Below are 23,866 nucleotides of genomic sequence, written 5' to 3'. Positions count from 1 at the left end.
GGGTGGCAAGAAGGATGGAGTCGTTCATCTTCGCGGGCCTGGTGGGGATCTCTCTCCTGCTGAGCGTCCAGGCGGCGCACACCTTGTACCTGATGATCTACACCTGGGACCAGCCGCCGAACGAAAGCAACGCGGCCCCCGAACATTTCGCCGCTCCGGCCCTGTCCTTCACCGCGATTCTTCCGGCCCGGCACGAAGAAGAGGTCATCGCGACGACCGTCGGCCGGATCGTGCACAGTAACTACCCCATGCACCTGCTGCAGGTGCTGGTCGTGTGCTCCGCCGACGACACCGGAACCATCGCGGCCGTCGAGGCCAAGATCGAGGAACTGCGCTACGAGGGCATCGACAACGCCTCGCTCGTGGTCTTCGACGACCAGCCGATCAACAAGCCGCACGGTCTCAACTGCGCGCTGCGGCAGGCACGCGGCGACGTGCTGACGATCTTCGACGCCGAGGACGAGATGCACCCGGACATCCTCCGGGTGGTCAACACCGTGATGGTGCGCGAACGGGTCAACGTGGTGCAGTCCGGCGTGCAGCTGATGAACTACAGCTCGAACTGGTACTCGACGTTCAACGTGCTGGAGTACTTCTTCTGGTTCAAGAGCCGCCTGCACCACCACGCGAAGCACGGTTCCATCCCGCTCGGCGGCAACACCTGTTTCTTCAACCGGAAGCTGATGGAGTACCTCGGCGGCTGGGACGAGACCAACCTCACCGAGGACGCCGACATCGGCCTGCGGGTCTGTGCGATGGGCGAGCCGATCCGGGTGATCTACGACGACAGGTACGTCACCAAGGAGGAGACTCCCCCGACGCTCAGCAGCTTCGTCCGGCAGCGCACCCGCTGGAACCAGGGGTTCATGCAGACGCTGCGCAAGGGCACCTGGAAGAAGCTGCCTACCCGGCGTCAACGCTTCCTTGCCTGCTACACGCTGGCCTTCCCGTACGCCCAGGCCATGCTCGGCGTCTACACCCCGCTCGCGGTCGGGATGATGCTCTTCCTGCACGCGCCGGTCGGGGTGGCACTGCTGTCCTTCCTGCCGGTTCTGCTGCTGGCCGCGCACTTCCTCACCGCGGTGGTCGGTCTGCACGAGTTCACCGAGGCACACGGCATGAAGCCGAGCCCGGGACTGGCGGTGAAGATGGCCCTCACCTGGATTCCGTACCAGTTCGTGATGGCCTACGCCTCGCTACGGGCACTGCGCCGCCAGCTGGCCGGACGCGGGGACTGGGAGAAGACCCAGCACGTCGGCGCCCACCGCGGCGCCGCTCCGGAACGGACCCGGCCCGCCGGGACAGCGGACGCGTTCGGCAACCCCCGCGCGGTCCGGGGCTCGCGTGACCCGGGCGCCGCCCGGACCGCCGGCGTGCCGACCGTCGACAGCCCGAGAAAGGCGATGCGCAGTGGCAGCAGCTGACGTCGCTACGGCGACTCCCAACCCCGCGCTCGGGGAACGGATGCGGCAGCGGCCCAACCTGTTGCTGCTGATCTCCCTGCTGAGCGGGGCGATCACGCACGCCTACCACACGTTCCTCTATCCGCTGTACATCACCGACGAGGGCATCTACACCCAGCAGGCGTGGGCGGTGCTGCGCGAGGCCGCCCTGTCGCCGTACACCTACTTCTACGACCACGCGCCCTTCGGCTGGCTGGTGATGGCGGCCTGGGCCAACGTGCTGCCCAACCAGTTCGAGGCGTTCGGCAACCCGATCAACACGATGCGGGTGCTGATGGTGGTCGCGCACGTGATCAGCACCGGGCTGTTGTTCGGGATAGTGCGGAGGTTCTGCAACAGCTCGGCCGGGGCGTTCTTCGCCTGCTTCATCTTCAACTTCTCCCCGCTCGCGGTCTACTACCAGCGCCAGGTCCTGCTGGACAACCTGATGGTGGTCTGGGTGCTGCTGGCGGTGTATCTCATCGCCCGCAACGGCGACCGGGTGGTGACCGCGATCTCGGCGGGGCTGGCGTTCGGCCTGGCGATGGTCACCAAGGAGAACGCGGTCTTCTTCCTTCCCGCACTCGCCTACATGGCGCACAAGTACTCCAAGGACAGCCGCAGCCGAAGGTTCCAGACCAGCTTCTGGTGGTTCGGGGCCGGCATACCGGTCGGCTTCTACCTGCTGTTCGCCGCACTGCGCAACGAACTGCTGCCGAGCGGGATGAACTTCGACCTGAACGCCCCGCAGGCCAAGCACGTGTCCTTGCTGTACACGATCTGGTGGCAGTCCAACCGGACCGGCATCTCCGGCCGGGAGCTGTTCGTCCGGCTGCTGGAGAACTCCTGGATGTCACGCGACTCGATCATCCTCATCGGCGGGTTGATCGCGGTCGTGGTCGTGCTGATCCTGTGGTCACAGGACAAGTCCCGCACCGGCTACCTCGTCGCCGGGCTGATGGCGCTCGGCTACGGCGTCTACATGGCGCGCGGGAGCGTGCTGCTGGACTTCTACATCGTGCCGATGATCCCGGTGCTGGCGATGAACGCCGGGCTGGTGTTCGGCACGCTGATGAAGTCGGTCCCACGGCCCCTGCAGGTGGCCGCGACCAGCTGCATCGTGGCCGCCGCCCTGGTGATCCCGGGTGGGTACTTCCTCTCCCACAACACCCAGGGACAGATCCAGGTCCACGACCTGTACCACCTGCAGGTCACGCCGCTGCAGACCCGGCAGGTGGAGTGGGTGCGCGCCAACATTCCGGCGAACGCCCGGATCATCATCGACGACGACATCTGGACCACGCTGCACGACAAGCCGCCGTACTTCCCGCGCGCGCACTCACACTTCAAGGCGGCCTCGGACCCCGCCGTCCGCGACAAGTTGTTCCGCAAGAACTGGGCGAACATCGACTACATCGTCATGTCGAACAAGATGCGACAGGCCATGGAACGCAACAACACCGGTGGCCAGGAGCAGTGGATGCTCGACGCGATCGACCAGCACGGCGAACGCGTGTGGGACCTCAACCGAGGCAACATCCACCTGTCCGTCTACCGGATCGTCAAGTGACCACCCGCCCTGCTGGGGGGCGCTGGGTGAAACGGGAGTGAACGATGAACATGTCGAAATGGACCTGGAAACAGATCCTCGTCGTTACGGTCGTCGCGTTGGCCGTCATCTCGATCGCACGGTCCTTCCTCCCTTCGTCCGGCGGCAAGGGAGATGCCGTCGACCTCACTGGACAGGGCTCGGGCAGGACCACCGAGGTCAAGGTGCCCGAGGTGCGCCAGCCGACGAAGATCGTACGGTTCAACGGCCACAAGGTGCCCGTCGGCGCCGGACCGGTCGCGGTACTCAACCCGGCGCTGGCCAAACCGGGCGGCCAGGTGGGCGTCAACGGCTCGGGCTTCGACAAGGGCGCCCGTGTCGACGTGATGCTGTCCACCGGAACGAGCCCGTCCAAGGCCACCGGTAAGGGCAAGGCCAAGGCGGCCGCCGCGGCGGGCAAGGGCAGGGTGGTGGCCTCCGCGCGGGCCAACCGTGACGGCGTGGTCAACGCCAACTTCACCTACCCGGTGGGCATCGCCAACCAGGGCGGCAAGCAGACCGTCACCCTGGCGCAGGTCGGCAGCACGACCAAGGTGGCCAAGGCACAGCTCGCCGCGCAGTCCGGCGTCGGGCTGATGTCGCTCAGCGACGACGTGGGGACACCGGGAACGCAACTGCAGGTCAACGCCGCGGGCTTCGCACCCAACGAGGCCATCAAGGTCTACTGGGGCCGGATCAGCGGCGTCCCCAGCTCCATGCTGCGGGCCGACCCGGCGGGCCGGCTGTCCCACGCCTCGCTGCGGGTCGGTGTGGGCGCCGTCGGCCCGAACACCGTGATCCTGGTGGGTGCGAAGAGCAAGACCACCGCACTGGCGCCGTTCCAGCTGCTGCGGCAGTACCCCATGGTGCTGACCAAGCCGTTCTCGGCCAGGGCCAACAAGACGATCAACCTGACCGGCAAGGGCTTCGCTCCGAACGAGCGGGTGCTCGGGTACTTCAACAGCCCCGGCGGCACACCGGTGATGACGATGCGGGCCGCGGACAACGGCACCATCGGCGGGGTCGCCTTCAAGGTGCCGTACGGCCTGTTCGGCCGGCAGTCGCTGGTCTTCGTGGGTGAGCAGTCCCGTGCCTCCACCAAGGCCGGCTTCCTCGCCCAGAAGTACCAGCCGAGTGTGCGCACCAGCACCTGGGGCGGGCTGCCGGGCACGATGCTGAACTTCTACGCGAAGGGCTTCGCACCGAACGAGGCGGTCCACGTCTTCGTCCAGGGTGAACTCGTCGCGGCGTTCCGCGTCAACGAGAAGGGTTCCGCGCTCGCCGCCGGCACGTACACGATCCCGGCGGACGCCCAGAACAAGGTGGTCTTCAAGCTCATCGGAGCGCGAAGCCAGGGCGCGGGAACCGCCACGGTCACGGTCGACAAGTCCGAGGGCAAGGTGCAGTTGCCTCCGCAGAAGAGGTACCGGCTGCCCGCGGACCTGAAGTACTGACCGAGAGCAGGACCCGAGCAGCACCGGGCATGAGGGAGGTGCGTCGGCATGACCGACGTCTTCGGGCCCAACACACGCGGGGTACTCCACCTGATCTCGCACCTCAACCGCGTCGACGGGGCGCAGATCGACGAGGTGGTGGCCGCCTGGCGGCGGCGGTCCCGGTCCGAGCGGGCGCTGGCGTGGGCCTCGCTCGGGCACGGGACGACCCCGGCCGAACGCCGGGCGATCCTGGACGCGGCGGTCCAGGCCCGCCGGGATGCGATGGCCGCGGCCCAGCGTCACCAGCGCACCGAGTGGGCGTTCTGGGCCGCCGCGTGGGACGCCGCCGCCGCGGTGGCGGCGGGTGACCGGATCGAGGAGGAGAACTACCGCGTCCTGATCGAGCCCCTGTCCGCCGCGCTGCCCTGGCTGCGGGAGCGGACGCCGACCCGGTTGAGCCGGTCCGATCTGCAGGCCACGATCGCGTCCTTCGGGGGGCGCGATGGCTGAGCAGTCCGTCCGGGTCGTCATCGCCGACGACGACCGCGCGCTGCGCGACGCGCTGGCCGACCTGATCTCGATGCAGCCGAACCTGGAGCTGGTCGGGCAGGCGGTGAGCCATCCCGACGCCGTACGCCTCGCCCTGCGGGACCGGCCGCGGGTCGTGGTGCTCGACGTCCGGATGCCCGGCGGCACGGCGCCGGCCAGCGTGCGGTCGATCCTGGACGGCAGCCCCACCACCGCGGTGCTCGTGCTGTCGGCGTACGAGGATCCGGGCAGCGCGGTGGACGTGCTCGCGGCCGGCGCCAGCGGGTATCTCGTCAAGGGCATCCCCGACGAGGAGATCCTGGAGGCGATCACCAGGGCGTCCCGTGGCCAGCTGAGCATCTCCGTTCCGCTGGCCCGCGAGTGCATCCAGGTGCTGCGCCGCAACCTGGAGAACGAGCGGCGTACCGGCGCGGCCACCCTGCAGAACGCCAACACCCTGCGCCAGTTGCTGGACCGGGTCGGTGCGGCGGCTGTCCTGGTCGGTCCGGACGGAACCATCGAGACCGTCAACGCACGCGTCCAGGAGCTCTTCGGCTACCGCCGGATGGAGGTCGTCGGCGAGCCGATCACCAAGCTCGTACCGGCGTCGGGGTACGGCGAGCCCGCCGACGAGGTGATCCACCGGCTGCTCGGCCGCGGCGGCGGTGAGGAGCAGGCGGAGGTGCACTTCACCGCGTCCGGGCGGCGCAAGGACGGCAACACCTTCCGGGTGGAGGTGTCGGCCAGTCCGATGGCGCACGGACATCGCGGCGTCGCGGTGTTCCTGCGCGACATCACCGACCTCAGCCTGGCCGAGGCGCAGTACCAGCAGCTGTTCGAGTCCTCACCGGACGCCACCCTCATCGTGGACAGCTCCGGAGTGATCCGGTTGGTGAGCGCGGCGGCGGAGCAGATATTCGGCTTCGCCCGCGAGGACCTGGTGGACCAGTCGGTGGACGTACTCCTGCCCGACCACCCGGTGACGATCTACCGCCGGGAGACCGACGTGCCCCCGCACCGGGCCGGTGAGCCCCGGGCACCGGAGGGGATGGAGCTGACCGGGCGGCGCCGGGACGGCACCGACTTCCCCGCCGACGTGAGCATCGCCTGGATCCGTACCGAGGACGGCCCGCGGGTGATCCTCACCGTCCGGGACATGACCGAGTCGGCGGGCTCGCGCGCGGTCCTCGAACGCAGTGTGGAGGCCCTGCGCGCGGCCGGGCAGGAACACCGGCACGTCCTGGTCGACCTCGTGGGAGCGCAGGAACGCGAACGGCTGCGGATCGCCGCCGGCATCCACGACGACAGCCTGCAGGTGATCACCGCGGCGGCGCTGCGCCTGCAGCAGCTGCGCCGCAGGCTGCGTGACCCCGAGGACCTGCGGGTGCTGACCAAGCTGGAGGAGACGATCCGGCTGGCCGCCGACCGGCTCCGCCGGATGATCTTCGACTTCCGCCCGCCCGCCCTCGAACAGGAGGGCCTGATGGCGGCGGTGAACGTCTACCTCGAGCAGCTGCGCGCCGAGACCAGCCTGCGGTGCGTACTGGAGAGCCGGATGGAGGTGGAGCCGCCGCAGGAGACCCGGGTGCTGATCTATCGGATCGCCCAGGAGGCGTTGATGAACGTACGCAAACACGCCCAGGCCAGCGAGCTGCGGGTACGGCTCTCCGACGTCGAGGACGGCGTCCTCGTGGAGATCATCGACAACGGAGTGGGCTACAACCCCCTCGAAACCGAGTCCAAAGCGGGGCATCTGGGACTAACCCTGATGCGCGACCGTGCCGAGATCGCCGGCGGCTGGTGCCGGGTGGAGAGCGCGCCCGGGTCCGGGACTACCGTGGAGTTCTGGGTCCCGCGGGAAGCGGGAATGACCGGAGGCGACCAGTGAGCGCGAAGCCGCGAACAACGGGTGCCGGCAGGTGTGCCCGAAAGTGCGCCCCGGAGTGCGCCCGGCCCGGGTACGGCCGGTGAACGCCGAGCCCGCGTCCGGGACCGTTCAGGTCCTCATCGTCGAAGACCACCAGGTCGTCGCGGAAGGCATGTGCGCGTTGCTCGACGAACACCCCGACCTGCACGTGCAGGGCTGGGCGCCGACGGTCGCCGATGCGGTCCGTTCGGCCGAGCAGGAACGCATCGACGTCGCCGTCCTGGACTTCTGGCTCCCCGACGGCAGCGGCGTGGACGCCGCCGCGGGTATCCGCCGGCACCGGCCCGAGGCGGCCGTGGTGTTCGTCAGCGCCGACGACAGCGACCAGGCGATGATCGCCGCGATCGAGGCCGGGGCGTCCGGCTACCTCATCAAGACCGCGAGCGGTAAGGAGATCGTGGACGCGGTGCTCCGGGCGGCGGCCGGCGAGATGCTCATTCCCGCGTCCAAGCTGCACGAGCTCCTCACCCGCAGCCGCGAGGCGACCCGCGAACGCAGCGACCGGGCGCAGGCACTGGCCAGCCTCACCACCCGCGAACGCGAGATCCTCGCGATGATGTCCAAGGGCCTGGACAACCGGGAGATCTCCGCCCGGCTCAACATCGCCTACCCCACCGTGCGCAGCCACGTGCGGAAGGTGCTGGAGAAGCTCGGCGCCCGGTCGAAGCTGGAGGCGGTGGTCAAGGCGGCCGCGGCCGAGGAGCCCGAGGGCGCCCACGTCGAGGACGAGTCGCCCGCCGACTGACGTACCAGCGTTGTCCGGCGTACGGACGTCACTCCCGCAGCAGGTCGGCGATCTCCTGCCGGGCGAACCACAGCAGCTCACGGCCCTCGGCCTCGTCCACCGCGAACTCGGCGTCCTCATCGCCTGCGTCGGCCTTGTCGACCGCCTTGGCCGCCGCGGCCACGACCTCCGCCGCCTCCACGTCGTCGACGTGCACGGCGGCCACCTTGTCCATCGGGATCGGCGCCTGTAGGACGACGGTCGCGCGGCCTCGGGCCCGGTCGGGCAGCACCAGCCCGTCCGGGGCGTCGGCGGCCACCACCACCCGGCGGCGCGGCGCGTCCGGGTCGAGGCCCAGCCGGCGAAGCGATTCCCGTGCGGCCGCCATGGTCGCGGCGTACTCGAGCTCCTCCAGGTCGCCTTCGGCGTACCACTCCCGAAGCTCGGGGGTGACCGCCGCGGCGGCCAGCGGTGGCGGCCCGAAGCCGCCCTGCGCGACGGCGCCCGCCAACTCGGTGAGCGTCACTCCGAGATACACCCGCATGCGCTGGTCCCTCCTCTGCGCCGTCCGCCCGCGTCGTGTCCGGGCCGTCCGGACGAACGTAGCGCCCGGACCGGCCGAACCGCTGGACCGGGTGCGGCCGGGCGCGGGTGCTGGTTTCCAGGTGCCGGTGCGGTCAGGACCGGTCGCGGCGCTGGGCGTCCGACGCGTCGGCGTGGCGCTGCAGGTCGCGGTACTTGCGGACGGGCCGGCCGTTGGTCCGGTTGGTCCGGCGGCGGCGCATGCCCCGCATCGCGAGCCGGCTGGTGCGCATCGAGGTCTCGAGCACGTCCAGCCGCCGGTGCTCGTCCATCGGGTTGGTGCCGAGCTTGGTGAGGTCCTCCGCGGTGGGGGCGATCACGGTGACCTTGGCACCGTCGGCGCGCAGGGCCTCCACCTCGCGGTTGAGCTGCCGGGTCAGCGAACGCCGCCAGTGCTGCAGCATCCACATCGACGGCCCCATCGACTCCGGGGACGCCAGCCAGGCCAGCGGCGCGAGGACGAACACCTCGTCGAGCCGGTACCCGACCGCGAGGTCGACCGAGGCGATGGAGGACGTACCACCGTCGACGTACACCCGGCCACCGATCTCCACCGGCGCGAACCAGCCGGGGATCGCGCAGGAGGCGGCCACCGCCTCCGAGGGCGTGGCCGGGTGCTCCGCGTCGGCGCCCAGGGCGACCCGGGCGCCGGCGTGGTAGTCCATGGCGACCACCTTCAGGGCGGGCCTGCGAGGCCACTCGGGGACGATCCCTCCGACCAGCCGGAGGAGTTCCTCCACCGAGCCGCGGCCACGCGGCACCAGGCCGGCCAGCACGACCGGCGCGCTGAGCAGGCGGCGGTCACGGACCACCGAGGCGAGCAACCGCGCCGAACCCACTCCGGGCCAGGGCGTGGGCGGACGGCCGCCGAACGCGTAGTCGAAGTTGACGTCGTTCAGCAGGCTGCCGTCGAGCACCTCACCGCGCTGGTGGGCTCGCTGCTCCTCCGGCGTCACCCCGGCGGCAAGGAGGGCCGCGACCACGGATCCGGCAGAGGTGCCGAGCAGGAGGTCGACCTTCGTCGCCTTGATCCCGGTCTCTTCCTCCAGCGCACAGAGTGCGCCGATCGTCCAGGCCGCGCCGAGGACGCCGCCGGCCCCGAGGACCAGGCCGCGTCGTGGGCCACTCATGGCGACCTCCTCACCTTGGCTCCGCATCCTCATCTTTCAGTGTGCCTTTCCCCGACGGCGCTCGGGCTGACTTGGCGGGGGCTCAACCAGGTCCACCGTCTCAACCAACTCGGCCAGCGCATCCGGGATGCACTGCGCGAGCACGTCGAGATCGGACATAGCGTCCCGGTCGGCGTTCAGCCCGAAGCACACGACGCCGTTGTACGAGGTCAGGCCGATGGCCAGCGCCTGCCCCTTGGCCAGCGGAACGACCGGATACGTCCCGGTCATGGGCGTCCCCGCGACGTACAGCGGGCTCTGCGGACCCGGGACGTTCGTGACCACCAGGTTGAAAATACGCCGGGACAGCGAACTCGCCACCCGGGCGCCCATGGCGTGCAGCGTCGGCGGCGCGAAGCCCGCCATGCCCGCGAGCGCCCGGGCCCGCACGGCCCGTCCCGTCTCCTGGTGGGCCTTCATGGCGTACGACACCTGGTGCAACCGCATGGCCGGACTGCCCTCGCCGACCGGAAGGTCCACGATGTACTCCGCCACCCTGTTCTGCCCCTCGCCGGTGAGCACACTCATCGGCACCAGGGCACGCACCGAGGTCGTCGGAGCCACCCGCACGCCCCGGGTGAACAGCCAGGACCGCAGCGCACCGGCGATGGTGGCGAGGACCACGTCGTTGACGTCCCCGCCCAGGCGGGCACGGACGGCGCGGTAGTCGTCCAGCGAGGTGTCCACCGTGGTGAACCGCCGCTGGGAGCTGATCGGCACGTTGAGCGGGCTGCCCGGAGCGGGCCACGCGGCGGTGCTGAGGGCGGTGACCAGGCTGCCGGCAGCGCTGCCGAGCCCGCGGGCCAGCCGGCCGCCGGTGAGGGGCAGCTCGGCGACGGTGTGCCGGGCGGTCTCCAGCAGGTCGGTCGGCCGGGACACCGCGGACGCCACCGCCCCGGCGAGGAGTTCCAGCGACGTCGGCTCCGGGCTCGGCACCCAGTTGTCGGCCGGGGCCTCCGGCGCCTGCGGCTGCGGGTCCAGCACCACCTGGCCGATGTCGACGGCGCTGATCCCGTCGATGACGGCCTGGTGGGTCTTGGACACCAACGCGAACCTGCCGTCCTCCAGGCCCTCGACGAGGTACATCTCCCACAGCGGGCGCTCGCGGTCCAGCGGCCGGCTCATCAACCGGGCGACCAGCTCGTGCAGCCGGTCGGGCGTGCCCGGACGGGGCACCGCGGACCGGCGGACGTGGTAGGTGAGGTCGAAGTCCTCGTCGTCGACCCACACCGGGTTGGCGAGGTTGCCCGGGACCCGCCGGATCCGCTGCCGGTAACGCGGCACGTAGGCCAGGCGTTCGCGAACGAGCGCGAGCAGGGTGTCGTACCCGAACCCGTCCTCGGGTGTGTCGAAGACGCTGACACTGCCCACGTGCATCGGCGTGGTCGGCTCCTCGAGGTAGAGGAACGACAGGTCGAGCGCACTCAGCCGGTCCGGCATCGGCGTACCTCCCGCGATTCGTCAAGCCCCTCATCGTGACACGTCGACCGCCCCGATCGTGGGCCGGACGCCGCGGCACGCGGCGGCGACGGCGGGAACTGCAGGGTGGGGACGCCGGCTACCGCTTACGCGCCCGCCGGCGCTGCTTGGGCATGGTGATCCCCATCAGGTCCGCGGCCAGTGCGCGCAGCGGCGCCCGGGCGGATGACTTGGCCGCCACCTCCGACAGCGTGCGGCCCTGGGCGAGCGCGGTGTCGAAGGAGACCCGGTCGTACGGCACACACACCACCGTGTCGACACCGACGTAGCGCCGCAGCGCCTCCCGGATCTGGCTCTCCGCGTCACCGCCGACCGGCCCCTTGCGTACGCCGTTGACGACCACGCGGATCACCGCGCCCGGCACCACCTCCCGCAGCTCCTCGATCCCGCGGATCAGCCGCTGCAGGCCGATCGGGTCCGCGGCGCCTACGGCGACGACCGTGTCGCAGAGCTCCAGGGTGGTGAGGGTCGCGCCGTTGCGGCGGGGGGCCGCGGTGTCGAAGGAGATCTCCTCGTCCTGTTCGAGGCTGAACCCGCAGTCGACCACGATCGCCGCGGCGAGCTGGCGGGACAGGTCCCAGACCTGCTCCAGTGCGCTGGCCCGCAGCTCCGGCCAGCGGTCGGCGCGCTGGATGCCGGTGAGCACCCGCAGCCTGGGCAGCACCTCCCGGGCGTGCCGGGCGAGCGCGGGCAGGTCGAGGGTGCCGTTGTTGGCGGACCGGCAGGCGGCGGCGAGGCCGGGCGCCTCGTCGAGCAGGCCGAGGGTCTGTGCCACCACACCGCCGTAGACGTCGGCGTCGGCGAGCAGGGTGGGTACGCCGAACAACGACAGCTCGGTGGCCAGCGTGACCGCCACCGAGGTACGGCCCGGGGCGCCGGTGGGTCCCCAGACCGCCAGCAGTTGCCCGGTGCCGGTTCCGGTTTCGTACGCCGGCACCTCCTCCGCCGGGGGCAGGGTCGGCATCGACCGGTGCGGGTCGGACATCGCGAACTCCGCCACCGGCACCGGCCCAGCGGTCTGCGCGACCTCCACCGCCTCGGCCACCGCACCGGCGAGCACGTCGGCGGGCGCGTCGGCCGGGACGACCCGGCTGATGCCGAGCCGGCGCAGCCGGTCCTCCCCTGCCAGGTCGCCCGGCGTCACCACGCCGACCACGGCGACGCCCCCGGCCATCAACCGGGCCACCGCGTCCCGGTCGAGCCGGCGCAGGTCGGCCGACAACAACACGGCGCGGGCCTGCCCGGACTGGGCGGTGGCGAGCACGTCGGGCAGGTCGACGCAGCGCCGGACGACGTCGAGCCCGAGCGAACTGCGCTCCAGCGCCGAGACGAGGTCGGACTCCCACTGTGCGCCGGTGACGGCGGTGAGGACGGGAAGGCTCACGATGTCACCTCTCCGGTGCGACGTGCTTGACGAGAACGGCCCTGCCGCCGGAGACGTCGCCGACGAGCTGGTCCAGGCTGAACCCCTTGCTCATCTGGTCGAGTGCCACGCGCACGGTCGCGCTGGAGTCGCCGCCACCTCCGCCGAAGCCGCCGCCCGCGGGCAGGTCGACGACGATGACGTTGCTGGCGGCGAGAATGCCCTTGTCCGGACGGAACTTGTCGTCGTTGGTCCGGACGACGTAGATGTCGACACGGTCGCCCTTGTGGATCGACTTGGGCAGCCCGGCACCGGTCACCGGGATCGGTGTGTCCAGCAACTGCTCGTCGGCGTGGTCGGTCCAGGCGTCCCGGGGAAGGAACTCACCCGGCCCGACCTCGCGAACCATCCGAGCACCGTCGGGGATCCGCGCTGACGCCGATACGTAGCGGTCGGCGTCCGCCTGCTTGGTGAAGCGCACCTTCCGGGCCACCAGCTGGCTCTGGGTGAGCGTGGCGGTCGGCGCGAGGGTCACGTCGTCCTTCACCGCCCAGACCTCCGCGGTCTTGTCCGACTGCGCGATCACCCGCGCGCCGAGCGCCATGGACGCGAGCACCAGGAGGATGCCGAGAAAGAGCTTGGGGTCGAGCCATCTGGGCCGCGACTGCCGAGTGGCCTTGGGCGACGGCGCATCCGACAAGGGTTCCTCCGGGGTCATGGGTTCCGCGACGTCAGGTGGACGCAGACGTTTTGTACGGACGCCGGCGGGCGGACGGACACCGATCAGCCGCCGACGAGACACCGATCGCGTGTCGGCCGGGTGCCGACCGGACGCCGACCGGACGCCGACAGAACAGTACGACACCGATTGTCACGGAAGTACGGACACCTGCTCCCAAACCGGGCACGCCCTGTGGATAACCCCGCCGTCTGACCTGAACCGGGCAGAAGTCGACCGAACCGCCCGCATTCGTGATCAGTCCGCCACGGAGTGGGGTAAGGGAAGTGGGAACGCTCCCATGGAGCTGTGGACAACCGAACGCAACCGCAAGCAAACACGTGGCAGACTGACAAGGCACCAAGCCCGGAAGGAGAACGCGTTGCCTGGCACGACAAGGTTCCTGCAGCTGGCCGATGTTGCCGAAGTGCTCAACATCTCGTCCGCGCAGGCCTACGCGTTGGTGCGCAGCGGCGAGCTTCCGGCGATCAAGATCGGCGGCCGGGGCCAGTGGCGGGTCGAAGCCTCCGCCCTGGAGACCTACATCGAGCGGATGTACTCCGAGACCCGCGACTTCATCACCACTCATCCCTACGGCAAGGCCGAGGAGTTGTAGGTCCGGACCCGTTCAGCTGTTCACTAACGACGGATGTCACGAACGACGAACGAACGCGACCCCTCCGAACGGCACTGTCCGTACGCCCCTGACGTCGCGTGCGCGGCGAATCTCCGCCGGCCCGTGCTCGGCCATCTCGAAGAAGTCCGCACCCACCCGGTCGATCGTGCCGGTGACTGTCGTGGCGTCTCGCAACGCGACTGCCACCGACGACCGGTCGCGGGCCACACCGCGCAATGCGTGGCCGAGCGTCAGCCGCGCCGCGACCTTCCCCTCGCTTCCCGGTGCGGCGGTGAGGTTGCCCAGGCCGGTGATGCCGGTGATGGAGTCCAGCGGCAACAGCACCTCGAAGCGGAAGTCCTCCGCGATCAGCAGCCAGTCGGCTCCCACACCGGAGACGTGTCCCGCGACCTTGCCGCCGCCGAGGGTGAAGACCGTCACCGGGTGACCGAACGCCGGTCGTAGCCGGTCGACCAGGCGGAACAACGCCACCTCGCGGCGAGTCCGGTCGGCGACCTCGGAGGCGAGTTCGGCCGCCTCCAGCTCCTCCATCTGGGAGTCGAGGTCGGCGAAGAGGCTTTCCCAGCGCACGCGCCCCACCGTACTTCCTAACGGCCCGGCCATGATCGCGACCCGGCCGAGCGTCGCCCAACCCGCCGCACCCACGTCGATGGATGCGGACACAAACAAATACAAGCAAATGACAGCAAATGCGGCTTATAGGAGTGGAACTTGGGCTGTCGGAAGCCGCCGAAGGAGGTCTCGGCGCCCGGATCGGGGTGATTTTTCCGATCGGCTCCCAGGCTCTGACACGTCGCTTTCCCCCGCGTCGGCCACCGAAAGCCCAGGTCAGAGCGCCATCAGGCGTCCATGAGCAGGCGCGGGGAGGCGCTGAGGCGCCGGCAAGCGTGTTGACAGTCCAGCGAACCGCAGAGTATGAAAGCAAACGCAAGCAAACGAATGCTTCGGAGGCCAAGTCATGCGGATCGTCCGCCGGGTCGTCTCGCCGATCGGCGTGCTGCTCGCCTTCCTCGTCGGCGCCTGGGCTCTTCGCTGGCTCACCGCCGGCAGCCTGGCGGCGGTGCGGGACGGCGCCCTGACGTTCGACGCGCTCCTGGTCTTCGTCGTCGCGGTGCTCGCCTGGGCCTGTTTCGCCTGGCTGGCACTCGGGACCGTGCTGATGGCGCTGTCCGCGCTGCCAGGCGCGATCGGCGCCGCCTGCGGCTCACTGGCCGACCGCGTCACCCCGGCCTTCTACCGGCGGGCGGCCCGGGTCGCTCTCGGCCTGTCCGTGGCCGCCGGGCCGGTGCTCGGATCACTGCCCGCCAATGCCGCCACGGTCGACCAGCCCACCCAGGCCGCCGCGGCCGCGCAGATGCTGCCCGGGCTCGACCGCCCCGGCACCATCGACAGCCAGCTTCCCGGCGGCGTCCAACTGCCCGACCTCGACCGCCCCGGGGGCACGAACATCCGCGACTCCCAGCTCCCCATGCCCGACCGCCCGACCTCCGCGAGTTCCGCCCGACTCGGTTTCGACCGGGCCGGCCTGCCCAATCCCGACCGGCCGGCGACCGCGGACCCCATCACCCGGGCACCGGTGCGGGGCGCCGACTCCCAGCAGCAGGTCGTCGTCAAGCGCGGGGACAACCTCTGGAACATCGCCAAGCAACACCTGCCCGCCGACGCCGACAACGAAGAGATCAACCGCGAGTGGCACCGGTGGTACGACGCCAACCGGCAGGTCATCGGGGACAACCCCGACCTGATCCAGCCTGGTCAGATTCTCACCCCACCCCAGTCCTGACCGCGGCCGACGACCACCACACCGCTCACATCGATCGGGGGACCCACGATGATCGCAACCCAGCAGCACCTGCCGGCCGCGAGGGAGACCGTCCGGCCGTTGCCCCGCCGGATCCCTACCCCGTCCACCGAGCCCGCCTACGACGACGAGCACGCGGTCGACCGGCCAGGCGGCACGTTGACCCACGGATCGCTCGCGCTGGACCTGGCGGTCGCCGACCGGGAAGCCACGGCCACTCGCCACCTCAGTGTCGTCGGCGGCCGCGGCGCCCTCCGCGACCGCGACCGCGACGACCCGTTCTTCGCTCCTCAGCAGACCCCGCGGGTGGCGCTGCCCGACCCCCGTTCGTGGTCGGGACGGTTCGTCCAGGCGCTGGTGGAGGTGCTGTCCGGTGACCGGCCGGCCAGCCAGCTGTTGCGGTGGACCGACCACCGGGTCTACAGCGACGTCCTGGACCGGGTGCGGGCACTGTGCCCGCCCGGGTCGGCGCAGCGCGGTGACCGCGGCAGGGCGATGGTCCGTTCGGTGCACGTGTGCGAACCCCGCGACGGGGTCGCCGAGGTGGCCGTGCACGTCAACCACGGCGGACGGTCGCGTGCGGTGGCCGTACGACTGGAGGGGCTGGACGGCCGCTGGCGGTGCACCGCGCTTCAGCTGGGCTGACCCTCAGTTGGGTCGGCCGTCGCGCACCATCCCTGAGCCCGCCGGCTCCGATGCACGGGGGAACCACCAAAGGCATCGGGGCCGGCGGTTCCATGGCCGGATCCAGGTCCGGATCCAGGTCCAGCTGGCGGCGATCCAGCTGCCGGTGCAGCCCGGACCGGCCTGGGCTCCCGTACTCGCCGGTCCCTCCCGACGCAGAACGCCGCGTAACCTACGCCCCCCGCTGACCAGAGCACGTGAGCACGCGGGTTCGGTCGGGTCGTCGCGGCGTTGCCGGGCTCAGCCGCTCGACCCAGCCCGCCGTCTCAGCTCGTCACGTCAGCGGATCGGCTCAGCCGATCAGCTCGACAATTCGGCTCAGTCGGTCATCCGGGCGCGGGCCTTCGGGTCTCCGTGGCAGCGCTTGTACTTCCGGCCGGATCCGCACGGGCACATCGCGTTGCGCGGCGTACCGGCGTACTCGAGGTCCGCGCCGGAGCCGTTGCCGGCGACGCCGTTACCGGCCGCCCTCCCGCTGGACTCGCTGCGCTGCTCCACGCCGCCTTCACCGTCCACCGTCGGCGCTGTGTAGCTGAGCCGGGTGGGCCGCTGCGGTGCGGACAGGCCACGGGCCACCACGTGCGGGTGTTCCTCGGCCTGCGCGGCCGCCTCCGCCTCGAGGGCGGCCTCCTCGGCGGTCGGGGCGGTGGGCTCGGCGACCTGCACCTCGAGGTTGAACAGGTAGCCGACGGACTCCTCCTTGATGGCGTCCATCATGGCCATGAAGAGGTCGTAACCCTCGCGTTGGTACTCCACCAGCGGGTCGCGCTGGGCCATCGCCCGCAGCCCGATTCCCTCGCGGAGGTAGTCCATCTCGTAGAGGTGCTCGCGCCACTTCCGGTCCAGGACCGACAGGATGACCCGGCGTTCGAGCTCGCGCAGCACCTCGGCGCCGAGCTCGTTCTCCCGGCGGGCGTAGGCCTGGTGGATGTCCTCACGCAGACGCTCGATAAGGAAGTCCCGGGTGACCCCGCCGCGGCCGCCGCAGTCCTCCTCGATGTCGGCCACGCTGACCCCGACCGGGTAGATCTGCTTCAGGTCGGTCCACAGCTGGTCGAGATCCCAGTCCTCGGCGTACCCCTCGGTGGCACCGGTGACGTAGGACTCCACCGTGTCGTCGAGCATCGGGCCCACCTGGTCGTGGACGTCCTCGCCCTCGAGCACCCGCCGGCGCTCGTCGTAGATCACGTGCCGCTGCCGGTTGAGCACGTCGTCGTACTTCAGGACGTCCTTGCGGATCTCGAAGTTCATCGACTCGACCTGCGCCTGGGCGGAGGCGATCGCACCGGTGACCCGCTTGTTCTCGATCGGCATGTCGTCGGGGATCTTCAGGCTGGTGAGCACCCAGTCGACCCAGTCGGACTTGAACCGCCGCATCAGCTCGTCCTCGAGGGAGAGGTAGAAGCGGCTCTCCCCCGGGTCGCCCTGCCGGCCGGACCGGCCGCGCAGCTGGTTGTCGATGCGCCTGGACTCGTGCCGCTCGGTGCCGAGGACGTACAGCCCGCCGACCTTGGTCACCTCGTCGTGCTCGGCCTGCACCAGCTTCCGGTGCCGCTCCAGGGTCGGCCCCCACGCCTTCTCGTACTGCTCGGCGTGCTCCACCGGGTCGATGTCGAGGTCCCGCAGCTCGGCGTCGGCCAGGAACTCCGCGTTGCCGCCGAGCATGATGTCGGTACCGCGGCCGGCCATGTTGGTGGCAACGGTGACCGCGCCCTTGCGCCCTGCCTGGGCCACGATCGCGGCCTCCCGGGCGTGGTGCTTCGCGTTGAGCACCTCGTGCGGGACACCACGGCGCTTCAGCAGCGACGACAACAGCTCCGACTGCTCGACACTCGTGGTGCCGACCAGCACCGGCTGCCCCTCGGCGTGGCGTTCGGCGATGTCGTCCACGACCGCGGTGAACTTCGCCTCCGCGGTGCGGTAGACGAGGTCGCCCTGGTCGGCCCGGATCATCGGCTTGTTGGTCGGGATCGGCACGACACCCAGGCCGTAGATCTTGTTGAACTCCGACGCCTCCGTCATGGCGGTACCCGTCATGCCGGAGAGCTTGTCGTAGAGGCGGAAGAAGTTCTGCAGCGTGATCGTGGCGAGAGTTTGGTTCTCGTCCTTGATCGGCGCACCCTCCTTGGCCTCGATCGCCTGGTGCAGACCCTCGTTGTAGCGGCGGCCCTGCAACATGCGGCCGGTGTGCTCGTCGACGATCAGCACCTCGCCGTCGACGACGACGTAGTCCTTGTCCCGGGTGAAGAGTTCCTTCGCGCGGATCGCGTTGTTCAGGAACTGCACCAGCGGGGTGTTGGCCGCCTCGTAGAGGTTGTCGATGCCGAGGTGGTCCTCCACCTTGTCGATGCCCGGCTCCAGCACGCCGACCGTGCGCTTCTTGATGTCGACCTCGTAGTCGACGTCGGCCCGCATCCGGTTGACCAGCCGGGCGAACTCCTCGTACCACTTCGAGCTCTGCTCGGCCGGCCCGGAGATGATCAGTGGCGTGCGCGCCTCGTCGATGAGGATGGAGTCGACCTCGTCCACGATCGCGAAGTTGTGGCCGCGCTGGACGCATTCGTCCAGGCTCCAGGCCATGTTGTCGCGCAGGTAGTCGAACCCGAACTCGTTGTTGGTGCCGTAGGTGATGTCGCAGGCGTAGGCCTCGCGGCGCTCGGCCGGGGTCATGTGCGCCAGGATCACGCCCACGGACAGGCCGAGGAAGTGGTGGATCCGGCCCATCATCTCGCCCTGGTACTGCGCGAGGTAGTCGTTGACGGTGATGATGTGCACGCCCTCGCCGGGCAGCGCGTTGAGGTAGGCGGCCAGCGTGGAGACCAGCGTCTTGCCCTCACCGGTCTTCATCTCGGCGATGTTGCCCAGGTGCAGCGCCGCGCCACCCATGATCTGCACGTCGAAGTGACGTTGCTTGATGGTGCGCTGCGCGGCCTCCCGTACGGCGGCGAACGCCTCCGGCAGGATGTCGTCGAGCGTTTCGCCGTCCGCGAGCCGGCTGCGGAACTCCTCGGTCATGCCGCGCAGCTCGGCGTCCGTCATCGAGTGGAAGTCCGCTTCGATGGAGTTGACCTGTTTGGCGATCGACTGCAGCTTCCGGAGGGTCTTCCCCTCACCGGCGCGCAGGATCTTGTCGAGCAGGGCAGGCACGGACTCTTGACTCCTCGTCGTTGCGGTGTCGACTACATTCCGTCAGAGGTTGTGTCGTAGGTGTGCATCCAACACCCGCGACGCGCCTTCGGCCATCGTAGGCGACGCTCACGGCCACGGTAGGCGACGGCCGCCGCCGCGTCGCACCCGCCCGCGGTCGCGCCGGACGGCATTTCCCCGACTTACCCCACTTTGCCCTCCCCGGCTCCCTTGCACCAGGATCGTCAGCCATGGATCCCGTGCGTCTTCCTGCCGGCCCGGTCGTCCTGCGTCCGCACCGCGACGACGACATCGCCGGCGTCCTCGACCAGTGCACCGACCCGGAGACCCAGGCCTGGACCACGGTCCCCTCCCCCTACACCGTCGCGCACGCTCGGCAGTACGTCCGCGAGGCGGTGCCCGCCGGATGGCGGGAGGAGTCCTACCTCGCTCTCGCGGTCGCCGACGCGCGGTCCGACGAGTTCCTCGGGACGGTCGATCTGCGCCTGGACGAGGCCGGTGGCGCGGAGGTGGGTTTCGGACTTCGCCGGTCCGCGCGCGGGCGCGGGGTGATGACGGCCGCCGTACGCGCCGTGCTGGAGTGGGCGTTCGCGTCCGCGGGACTGGACCTCGATGTCGTTCACTGGCGGGCACAGGTCGGCAACTGGCCATCCCGCCGGGTCGCGTGGCGGTGCGGCTTCCGGGTCGAGGGCACCGTCCGTGGCCTGTGCGTGGCGCGGGGACGCAGGTACGACGGCTGGATCGGCTCCCTGCGCTCGGGTGACCCGCGCGAGCCGGGCACGCCCTGGTATTCCGTACCCACCCTGCGGGGCGTTCGATGCGTGCTGCGGCGCTTCACCGACGCCGACGTGGCCGCCGTCCTCGTCGCGTGTTCGGACCCGGTGACCCAGCACTGGCTCGGCGCGCTGCCCCGCCCCTACACCGTGGCGGCGGCCCTCGGCTACATCCAGAGCCGGGAGGAGGAGCACGCGGGTGGGCGCGGCATCTACTGGGCGGCCGCCGACCCCGACACCGACGAGTGCGTGGGCTCGTTCGGGTTGATGGACATCGACCAGACCACCGGCAGCGGTGAGATCGGTTACTGGGTTCACCCCGACGCGCGGGGAAGCGGCGTGGCCACCGAGGCGACCCGGCTGATCGTGCGGCACGCGGCCGTGCCGGCCGAGGACGGTGGCCTCGGACTGCGCCTGGTGACACTGCGCGCCGCCACCGGCAACACCGCCTCGCAACGAGTCGCTGAACGCGCCGGCTTCCGCCGCGCCGGAGTGTGGCGCGCGGCCGAACGACTCGGTGACGGCAGCTTCGACGACCTGGTGGGCTACGACCGGCTCACCGGCGAGGTGACGACCGAAGCGTGACGCGTTGCCTTGCGATGGGTTGCGGCGCCGGAGAGGCCCACCGAGCGAACTGAGTGAACCGAGAAGATGCGAGGGGCGGCCGTCACCCACGCCGGACGGCCGCCCCAAGTGTTCCCGGTGGCCTTCGTCGCCGGCACCCCCTCGTGAGGTCGGCCACGCGACGTGGCCCCGCCGAGTGCGTGTCCGAGCATGCCACCACCCCGGCGCGTTGGGGAAGTCGGGGGGAAGATTCCGCGACTGAAACCGGCGCACCGTCGCGTGCGACGTCCCTGCACATCTGCCGGCGGGTCAGGCGAGCAGCGCCTTGCGCAGCGGTGTGGCCAGGTCGCCCTGCTCGTGCACGTCGACGTCGGAAAGCCCGAGCCAGGCGGCCATCGCGGTCAGCTCGGCGGCCAGCTCCTGCGCGGTGTCCGGCGGTGCGTGGTCCTCGGCGTGCGCGGACCGCACCCGCAGCACGCCTGCCGCCCGGTCGGCCTTGAGGTCGACCCGCGCCACCAGCCGGTCGCCCAGCAGGAACGGCAGAACGTAGTAGCCGTAGATGCGTTGCGGCGCCGGGACGTAGATCTCGATCCGGTAGCGGAAGCCGAACAGCTGCTCGGTGCGGGTGCGCTCGAAGACCAGCGAGTCGAACGGGCCGACGAGGGCACGGGCCCGGACGCGGCGGGGCATGCGCGCCTCCGCGTGGAGGTAGGCGGGGCGGTTCCAGCCCTCCACCCGTGCCGGCAACAGCTCACCGGCGTCGACGAGCTGGCCGACCGCGATCCCGGCCTCGGCGGCGGACAGCCGGAAGTAGTCGCGCAGGCACTGCAGGGTGGCCACGCCGTAGGCGCGGGCGGCGATCCGGACCAGCTCCCGGTGGGCCTCCTCCACCGAAGGTGTCGGCGTCGCGATCACCGCCGCCGGAAGGACGCGTTCGGGCAGGTCGTAGACGCGCTCGAACGCGGAGTTGCGGCGCGCCGAGGTGATCTCGCCGCAGTAGAACAACCACTCCAGCGCCGTCTTGACCGCGCTCCAGTTCCATCCCCAGTGGTCCTTGCGGCGGGGTACGTCGTGCTCGATCTCCCGGGCGGTGAGCGGGCCCCGGTCGCGGACCTCGGAGTGGACCCACTGCACGAAGTCGGGTTGCTCGTCGGCGATGCGCCGCACCGCCCCCCAGGCCTGGGAGCTCGCGCGGTCCATCCGGAAACGCAGGGCGGGCTGGGTGGAGACCGGGACCAGCGACGCCACGTGCGCCCAGTATTCGAACAGGCGGCGCGGCCCGCGGCCGCTGGCCCGGTCTAGCAGGTCGGTGGGGTATGCCCCGAGGCGGCTCCACAGCGGGAGGTAGTGGGCCCTGCTCACGACGTTGACGGAGTCGATCTGGAGCAGGCCGATCCTGCGCAGCACTCGGTCGAGGGATCGGACGTCGGGAACGCCGCGAGGTCTGGGGTCGGCGAAACCCTGGGCGGCCAGAGCCACCCGGCGGGCCTGGGCGACGGTGAGGTGCTCCACGACAGCACATGCTGGCACGCACCACCGACAGCCGACCAGACCGGCGACCGGTACCTGCTCCGGAACGCTCGGTCAGGCGGGATCAGGCGGGGTCAGGCGGCGGCGTCGCGGTTGGCCACGGCCCGAATTGCTGCCGCCACGTCGTCGACCGGGCTGTCCCGTGGCACCTGACCGTCCGCTCCGGCGGAGGCCACGCCCTCGGCGAGCTCCGACGCGGAGACCTGCGCCCCTTCGGTGAGCAGGACGATGCGGGTGGTGGGAAGCAGCGACTTGAGGCGGCGGCAGACCTCGCCGACCGCCCGGGACGCCTGCCCACGTCGCAGAACCACGACATCGGGCATGCTTTCGGCGACGACTCGCTCCGCCGCCCTTCCGTCACCGGCCTCGCCGACGACCTCGATGTCGTGTTCCTGGTCCAGCAGCAGTCGCAGACCTCTGCTGAGCAACTCCTGGCCGTCGACGAGGAGTACCCGAAGTGGACTGGGTACCCCCGCCCCGGCGCCCAAGTGTGCGGCGGTGGTCACCGAGGCATGATGACACGACATCTCGCCGCCTTCAGCACCTTTTGCTACGAACGTTGCGTCCATCACAGGACTCCGCATGTGTCTCGGCTGGGTCTGGGCCAAGAGCGCGGCGCGTGCAGCGTCAACGGCACTCGTCTCGCCCGGCCGGCCCCGGCGGTCCCGGGGCCGGCCAAGATCCCTGACGGCGACTACGGCGCCTCAGGATCGGCGTTCGGCCGCGGCGACGGCCGCGGCGGCGTGCTCCTCCTCCAGTCGGATCACTCCGTAGTCGTAACCGCGTCGGCGGTAGACGACGCTCGGGCGCTGGCTGTCGGCGTCGATGAAGAGGTAGAAGTCGTGCCCGACCAGCTCCATCTCGTACAGCGCCTGGTCCAGGGTCATCGGTACCGCCGCGTGTTCCTTCACCCGGACGACGAGCGGGCCGTCGCCGGTCACCTCGATACCGGCGACGACCTCGGTGCCGGGCCGGCCGTCGGCCTCGCCCACGCCGTTGCGTTCGGCGTACCGGGTGTAGTCCTCGTCGGAGTCGTACTCCTCGCCGGACATGCGTCCCGAACGCCGCCCGTTGAGTTCGTGCACCGCGGCGGTCTGTTCCATGACGGGGCCGGTCGCCTCCGCCACCGACATGGGGGTTCGGGAGCCGTGGTGCACCCGTCGTCGGTCGGCCGCCTTTCGAAGCCTGGCGAGCAACTTGTCGAGGGCCAGATCGAGAGCGGCGAACCGGTCCGCGGCGGACGCCTCCGCGCGGACCAGCGGGCCCCGCGAGTAGACGGTGAGCTCGACGCGTTCGGAGTCTCCCGCGCGCGTGCGCTCCTTGCAGACCTCGATCTCGATCCGACTGGCCCGGGCGGTGAACCGCTCCAGGCGCGTCAGCTTCTCCTCGACGTGACCACGGAATCGATCGGTCACCGCGCAGTGCCGACCAACGACCACAACGTCCACGTGAACCTCCCCAATGTCGTACTGCTCCGGGGTTTCGCACCTCACCGTGCCCACCGTGGGAGGACCGGTAAGGCGTGCTCAGGTCATACCCGCTCCAGGTGCGGATATGACGACTGGACTGGACTTGACTGGATTGGGATGGGATCTGGCTGGGATATGGGTGATTGTGCGGAAGGCACCCGCCCGGCCGACCTGGTCTTCGTCCCCACATCCGCCTGCGGAGGGTTTCGCGGCGGCAAGGTTGCTGGATGCCACTACTCCCCTTCTCCCGGTTCGGAGGGCATCTGGCCCTCCGGCGGGGCAGGGCTTACTTCTAAGCCGCACCG

At 70.4% G+C, this 23,866-nt stretch carries 20 protein-coding genes; 10 read left to right on the top strand and 10 right to left on the bottom strand.

Annotated elements, in window-relative coordinates:
- Positions 1 to 14 precede the first annotated feature (14 nt).
- Genes ABZV93_RS02820 through ABZV93_RS02795 form a run of 6 tightly spaced genes read left to right on the top strand, consistent with a single transcriptional unit; the run spans position 15 to position 7,666 of the window.
- Positions 15 to 1,424: a glycosyltransferase gene (locus ABZV93_RS02820; RefSeq protein WP_354929246.1), complete on the top strand. Its 1,410-nt coding sequence runs from the start codon at positions 15 to 17 to the stop codon at positions 1,422 to 1,424.
- Positions 1,411 to 3,012 (top strand): glycosyltransferase family 39 protein, encoded by a 1,602-nt coding sequence (locus ABZV93_RS02815; RefSeq protein ID WP_354929243.1) that lies wholly within the window; start codon positions 1,411 to 1,413, stop codon positions 3,010 to 3,012. The genes ABZV93_RS02820 and ABZV93_RS02815 overlap by 14 nt, the downstream gene beginning before the upstream one ends.
- Positions 3,013 to 3,056: 44 nt before the next feature.
- The gene (locus tag ABZV93_RS02810) at positions 3,057 to 4,484 is read left to right on the top strand and encodes a hypothetical protein (RefSeq protein ID WP_354929240.1); all 1,428 of its coding nucleotides are present in this window, start codon (positions 3,057 to 3,059) and stop codon (positions 4,482 to 4,484) included.
- A 48-nt stretch (positions 4,485 to 4,532) separates the two neighbouring features.
- Positions 4,533 to 4,976: a hypothetical protein gene (locus tag ABZV93_RS02805; protein ID WP_354929237.1), complete on the top strand. Its 444-nt coding sequence runs from the start codon at positions 4,533 to 4,535 to the stop codon at positions 4,974 to 4,976.
- Positions 4,969 to 6,882, top strand: a complete 1,914-nt coding sequence (locus ABZV93_RS02800) for a PAS domain S-box protein (RefSeq protein WP_354929234.1) — start codon at positions 4,969 to 4,971, stop codon at positions 6,880 to 6,882. The genes ABZV93_RS02805 and ABZV93_RS02800 overlap by 8 nt, the downstream gene beginning before the upstream one ends.
- A 43-nt stretch (positions 6,883 to 6,925) precedes the next feature.
- A complete protein-coding gene (locus ABZV93_RS02795) occupies positions 6,926 to 7,666 on the top strand; it encodes a response regulator transcription factor (protein ID WP_354929231.1) in 741 nt (246 codons plus the stop codon).
- Positions 7,667 to 7,694: 28 nt separating this feature from the next.
- On the opposite strand, the gene ABZV93_RS02790 is transcribed toward ABZV93_RS02795, so the two are convergent.
- The 5 genes from ABZV93_RS02790 to ABZV93_RS02770 form a co-directional block, all read right to left on the bottom strand.
- The gene (locus ABZV93_RS02790; RefSeq protein WP_354929228.1) at positions 7,695 to 8,189 is read right to left on the bottom strand and encodes a hypothetical protein; all 495 of its coding nucleotides are present in this window, start codon (positions 8,187 to 8,189) and stop codon (positions 7,695 to 7,697) included.
- A gap of 133 nt (positions 8,190 to 8,322) precedes the next feature.
- Positions 8,323 to 9,357, bottom strand: a complete 1,035-nt coding sequence (locus ABZV93_RS02785; protein WP_354929225.1) for a patatin-like phospholipase family protein — start codon at positions 9,355 to 9,357, stop codon at positions 8,323 to 8,325.
- A 36-nt stretch (positions 9,358 to 9,393) separates the two neighbouring features.
- Complete coding sequence (locus tag ABZV93_RS02780) at positions 9,394 to 10,836, bottom strand: wax ester/triacylglycerol synthase family O-acyltransferase (protein WP_354929222.1); 1,443 nt, start codon at positions 10,834 to 10,836, stop codon at positions 9,394 to 9,396.
- 118 nt (positions 10,837 to 10,954) lie between these two features.
- Complete coding sequence (locus ABZV93_RS02775) at positions 10,955 to 12,259, bottom strand: chromosome partitioning protein (RefSeq protein WP_354929220.1); 1,305 nt, start codon at positions 12,257 to 12,259, stop codon at positions 10,955 to 10,957.
- Positions 12,260 to 12,263: 4 nt separating this feature from the next.
- Positions 12,264 to 12,938, bottom strand: a complete 675-nt coding sequence (locus tag ABZV93_RS02770; RefSeq protein ID WP_354929217.1) for a hypothetical protein — start codon at positions 12,936 to 12,938, stop codon at positions 12,264 to 12,266.
- A gap of 400 nt (positions 12,939 to 13,338) precedes the next feature.
- On the opposite strand from ABZV93_RS02770, the gene ABZV93_RS02765 reads away from it, so the two are divergent.
- Positions 13,339 to 13,572: a helix-turn-helix domain-containing protein gene (locus tag ABZV93_RS02765; RefSeq protein ID WP_354929214.1), complete on the top strand. Its 234-nt coding sequence runs from the start codon at positions 13,339 to 13,341 to the stop codon at positions 13,570 to 13,572.
- 36 nt (positions 13,573 to 13,608) lie between these two features.
- On the opposite strand, the gene ABZV93_RS02760 is transcribed toward ABZV93_RS02765, so the two are convergent.
- Positions 13,609 to 14,256 carry a hypothetical protein gene (locus ABZV93_RS02760; protein WP_354929211.1) on the bottom strand — a complete coding sequence of 216 codons (648 nt, stop codon included), beginning with the start codon at positions 14,254 to 14,256 and terminating at the stop codon, positions 13,609 to 13,611.
- 295 nt (positions 14,257 to 14,551) lie between these two features.
- Between ABZV93_RS02760 and ABZV93_RS02755 the strand changes: the two genes are divergently transcribed.
- Both ABZV93_RS02755 and ABZV93_RS02750 read left to right on the top strand, forming a co-directional pair.
- Positions 14,552 to 15,376, top strand: a complete 825-nt coding sequence (locus ABZV93_RS02755; RefSeq protein ID WP_354929208.1) for a LysM peptidoglycan-binding domain-containing protein — start codon at positions 14,552 to 14,554, stop codon at positions 15,374 to 15,376.
- A gap of 48 nt (positions 15,377 to 15,424) precedes the next feature.
- On the top strand, positions 15,425 to 16,039 hold the full coding sequence (locus ABZV93_RS02750; RefSeq protein ID WP_354929205.1) for an Rv3235 family protein: 615 nt from the start codon (positions 15,425 to 15,427) through the stop codon (positions 16,037 to 16,039).
- 357 nt (positions 16,040 to 16,396) lie between these two features.
- Here the strand turns inward: ABZV93_RS02750 and secA are convergent, their stop codons facing one another.
- On the bottom strand, positions 16,397 to 19,225 hold the full coding sequence (secA, locus tag ABZV93_RS02745) for a preprotein translocase subunit SecA (RefSeq protein ID WP_354929202.1): 2,829 nt from the start codon (positions 19,223 to 19,225) through the stop codon (positions 16,397 to 16,399).
- Positions 19,226 to 19,455: 230 nt separating this feature from the next.
- Between secA and ABZV93_RS02740 the strand changes: the two genes are divergently transcribed.
- Positions 19,456 to 20,583: a GNAT family N-acetyltransferase gene (locus ABZV93_RS02740; RefSeq protein WP_354929199.1), complete on the top strand. Its 1,128-nt coding sequence runs from the start codon at positions 19,456 to 19,458 to the stop codon at positions 20,581 to 20,583.
- Positions 20,584 to 20,871: 288 nt separating this feature from the next.
- On the opposite strand, the gene ABZV93_RS02735 is transcribed toward ABZV93_RS02740, so the two are convergent.
- From ABZV93_RS02735 to raiA, 3 genes are all read right to left on the bottom strand, one after another.
- The gene (locus tag ABZV93_RS02735; protein ID WP_354929196.1) at positions 20,872 to 22,074 is read right to left on the bottom strand and encodes a crosslink repair DNA glycosylase YcaQ family protein; all 1,203 of its coding nucleotides are present in this window, start codon (positions 22,072 to 22,074) and stop codon (positions 20,872 to 20,874) included.
- A 92-nt stretch (positions 22,075 to 22,166) separates the two neighbouring features.
- Positions 22,167 to 22,598, bottom strand: coding sequence for a response regulator (locus tag ABZV93_RS02730; protein WP_354929193.1), 432 nt, complete (start codon positions 22,596 to 22,598; stop codon positions 22,167 to 22,169).
- 198 nt (positions 22,599 to 22,796) lie between these two features.
- Complete coding sequence (gene raiA, locus ABZV93_RS02725; protein WP_354929190.1) at positions 22,797 to 23,540, bottom strand: ribosome-associated translation inhibitor RaiA; 744 nt, start codon at positions 23,538 to 23,540, stop codon at positions 22,797 to 22,799.
- Positions 23,541 to 23,866 lie beyond the last annotated feature (326 nt).

The organism is Actinopolymorpha sp. NPDC004070 (genome assembly GCF_040610475.1).
Taxonomy (GTDB): domain Bacteria; phylum Actinomycetota; class Actinomycetes; order Propionibacteriales; family Actinopolymorphaceae; genus Actinopolymorpha.
Note: the sequence above shows the minus strand (reverse complement) of the source record. Positions and strands in the feature narration are given on the sequence as shown.

What these genes read in the sequence shown, in the direction of transcription:
- ABZV93_RS02800 (WP_354929234.1), top strand. Translation starts at nt 4,969, where the DNA reads ATGGCTGAGCAGTCCGTCCGGGTCGTCATCGCCGACGACGACCGCGCG.
- ABZV93_RS02790 (WP_354929228.1), bottom strand. Translation starts at nt 8,189, where the DNA reads ATGCGGGTGTATCTCGGAGTGACGCTCACCGAGTTGGCGGGCGCCGTC.
- ABZV93_RS02820 (WP_354929246.1), top strand. Translation starts at nt 15, where the DNA reads ATGGAGTCGTTCATCTTCGCGGGCCTGGTGGGGATCTCTCTCCTGCTG.
- ABZV93_RS02810 (WP_354929240.1), top strand. Translation starts at nt 3,057, where the DNA reads ATGAACATGTCGAAATGGACCTGGAAACAGATCCTCGTCGTTACGGTC.
- ABZV93_RS02780 (WP_354929222.1), bottom strand. Translation starts at nt 10,836, where the DNA reads ATGCCGGACCGGCTGAGTGCGCTCGACCTGTCGTTCCTCTACCTCGAG.
- ABZV93_RS02755 (WP_354929208.1), top strand. Translation starts at nt 14,552, where the DNA reads ATGCGGATCGTCCGCCGGGTCGTCTCGCCGATCGGCGTGCTGCTCGCC.
- ABZV93_RS02750 (WP_354929205.1), top strand. Translation starts at nt 15,425, where the DNA reads ATGATCGCAACCCAGCAGCACCTGCCGGCCGCGAGGGAGACCGTCCGG.
- ABZV93_RS02805 (WP_354929237.1), top strand. Translation starts at nt 4,533, where the DNA reads ATGACCGACGTCTTCGGGCCCAACACACGCGGGGTACTCCACCTGATC.
- ABZV93_RS02740 (WP_354929199.1), top strand. Translation starts at nt 19,456, where the DNA reads ATGGATCCCGTGCGTCTTCCTGCCGGCCCGGTCGTCCTGCGTCCGCAC.
- ABZV93_RS02785 (WP_354929225.1), bottom strand. Translation starts at nt 9,357, where the DNA reads ATGAGTGGCCCACGACGCGGCCTGGTCCTCGGGGCCGGCGGCGTCCTC.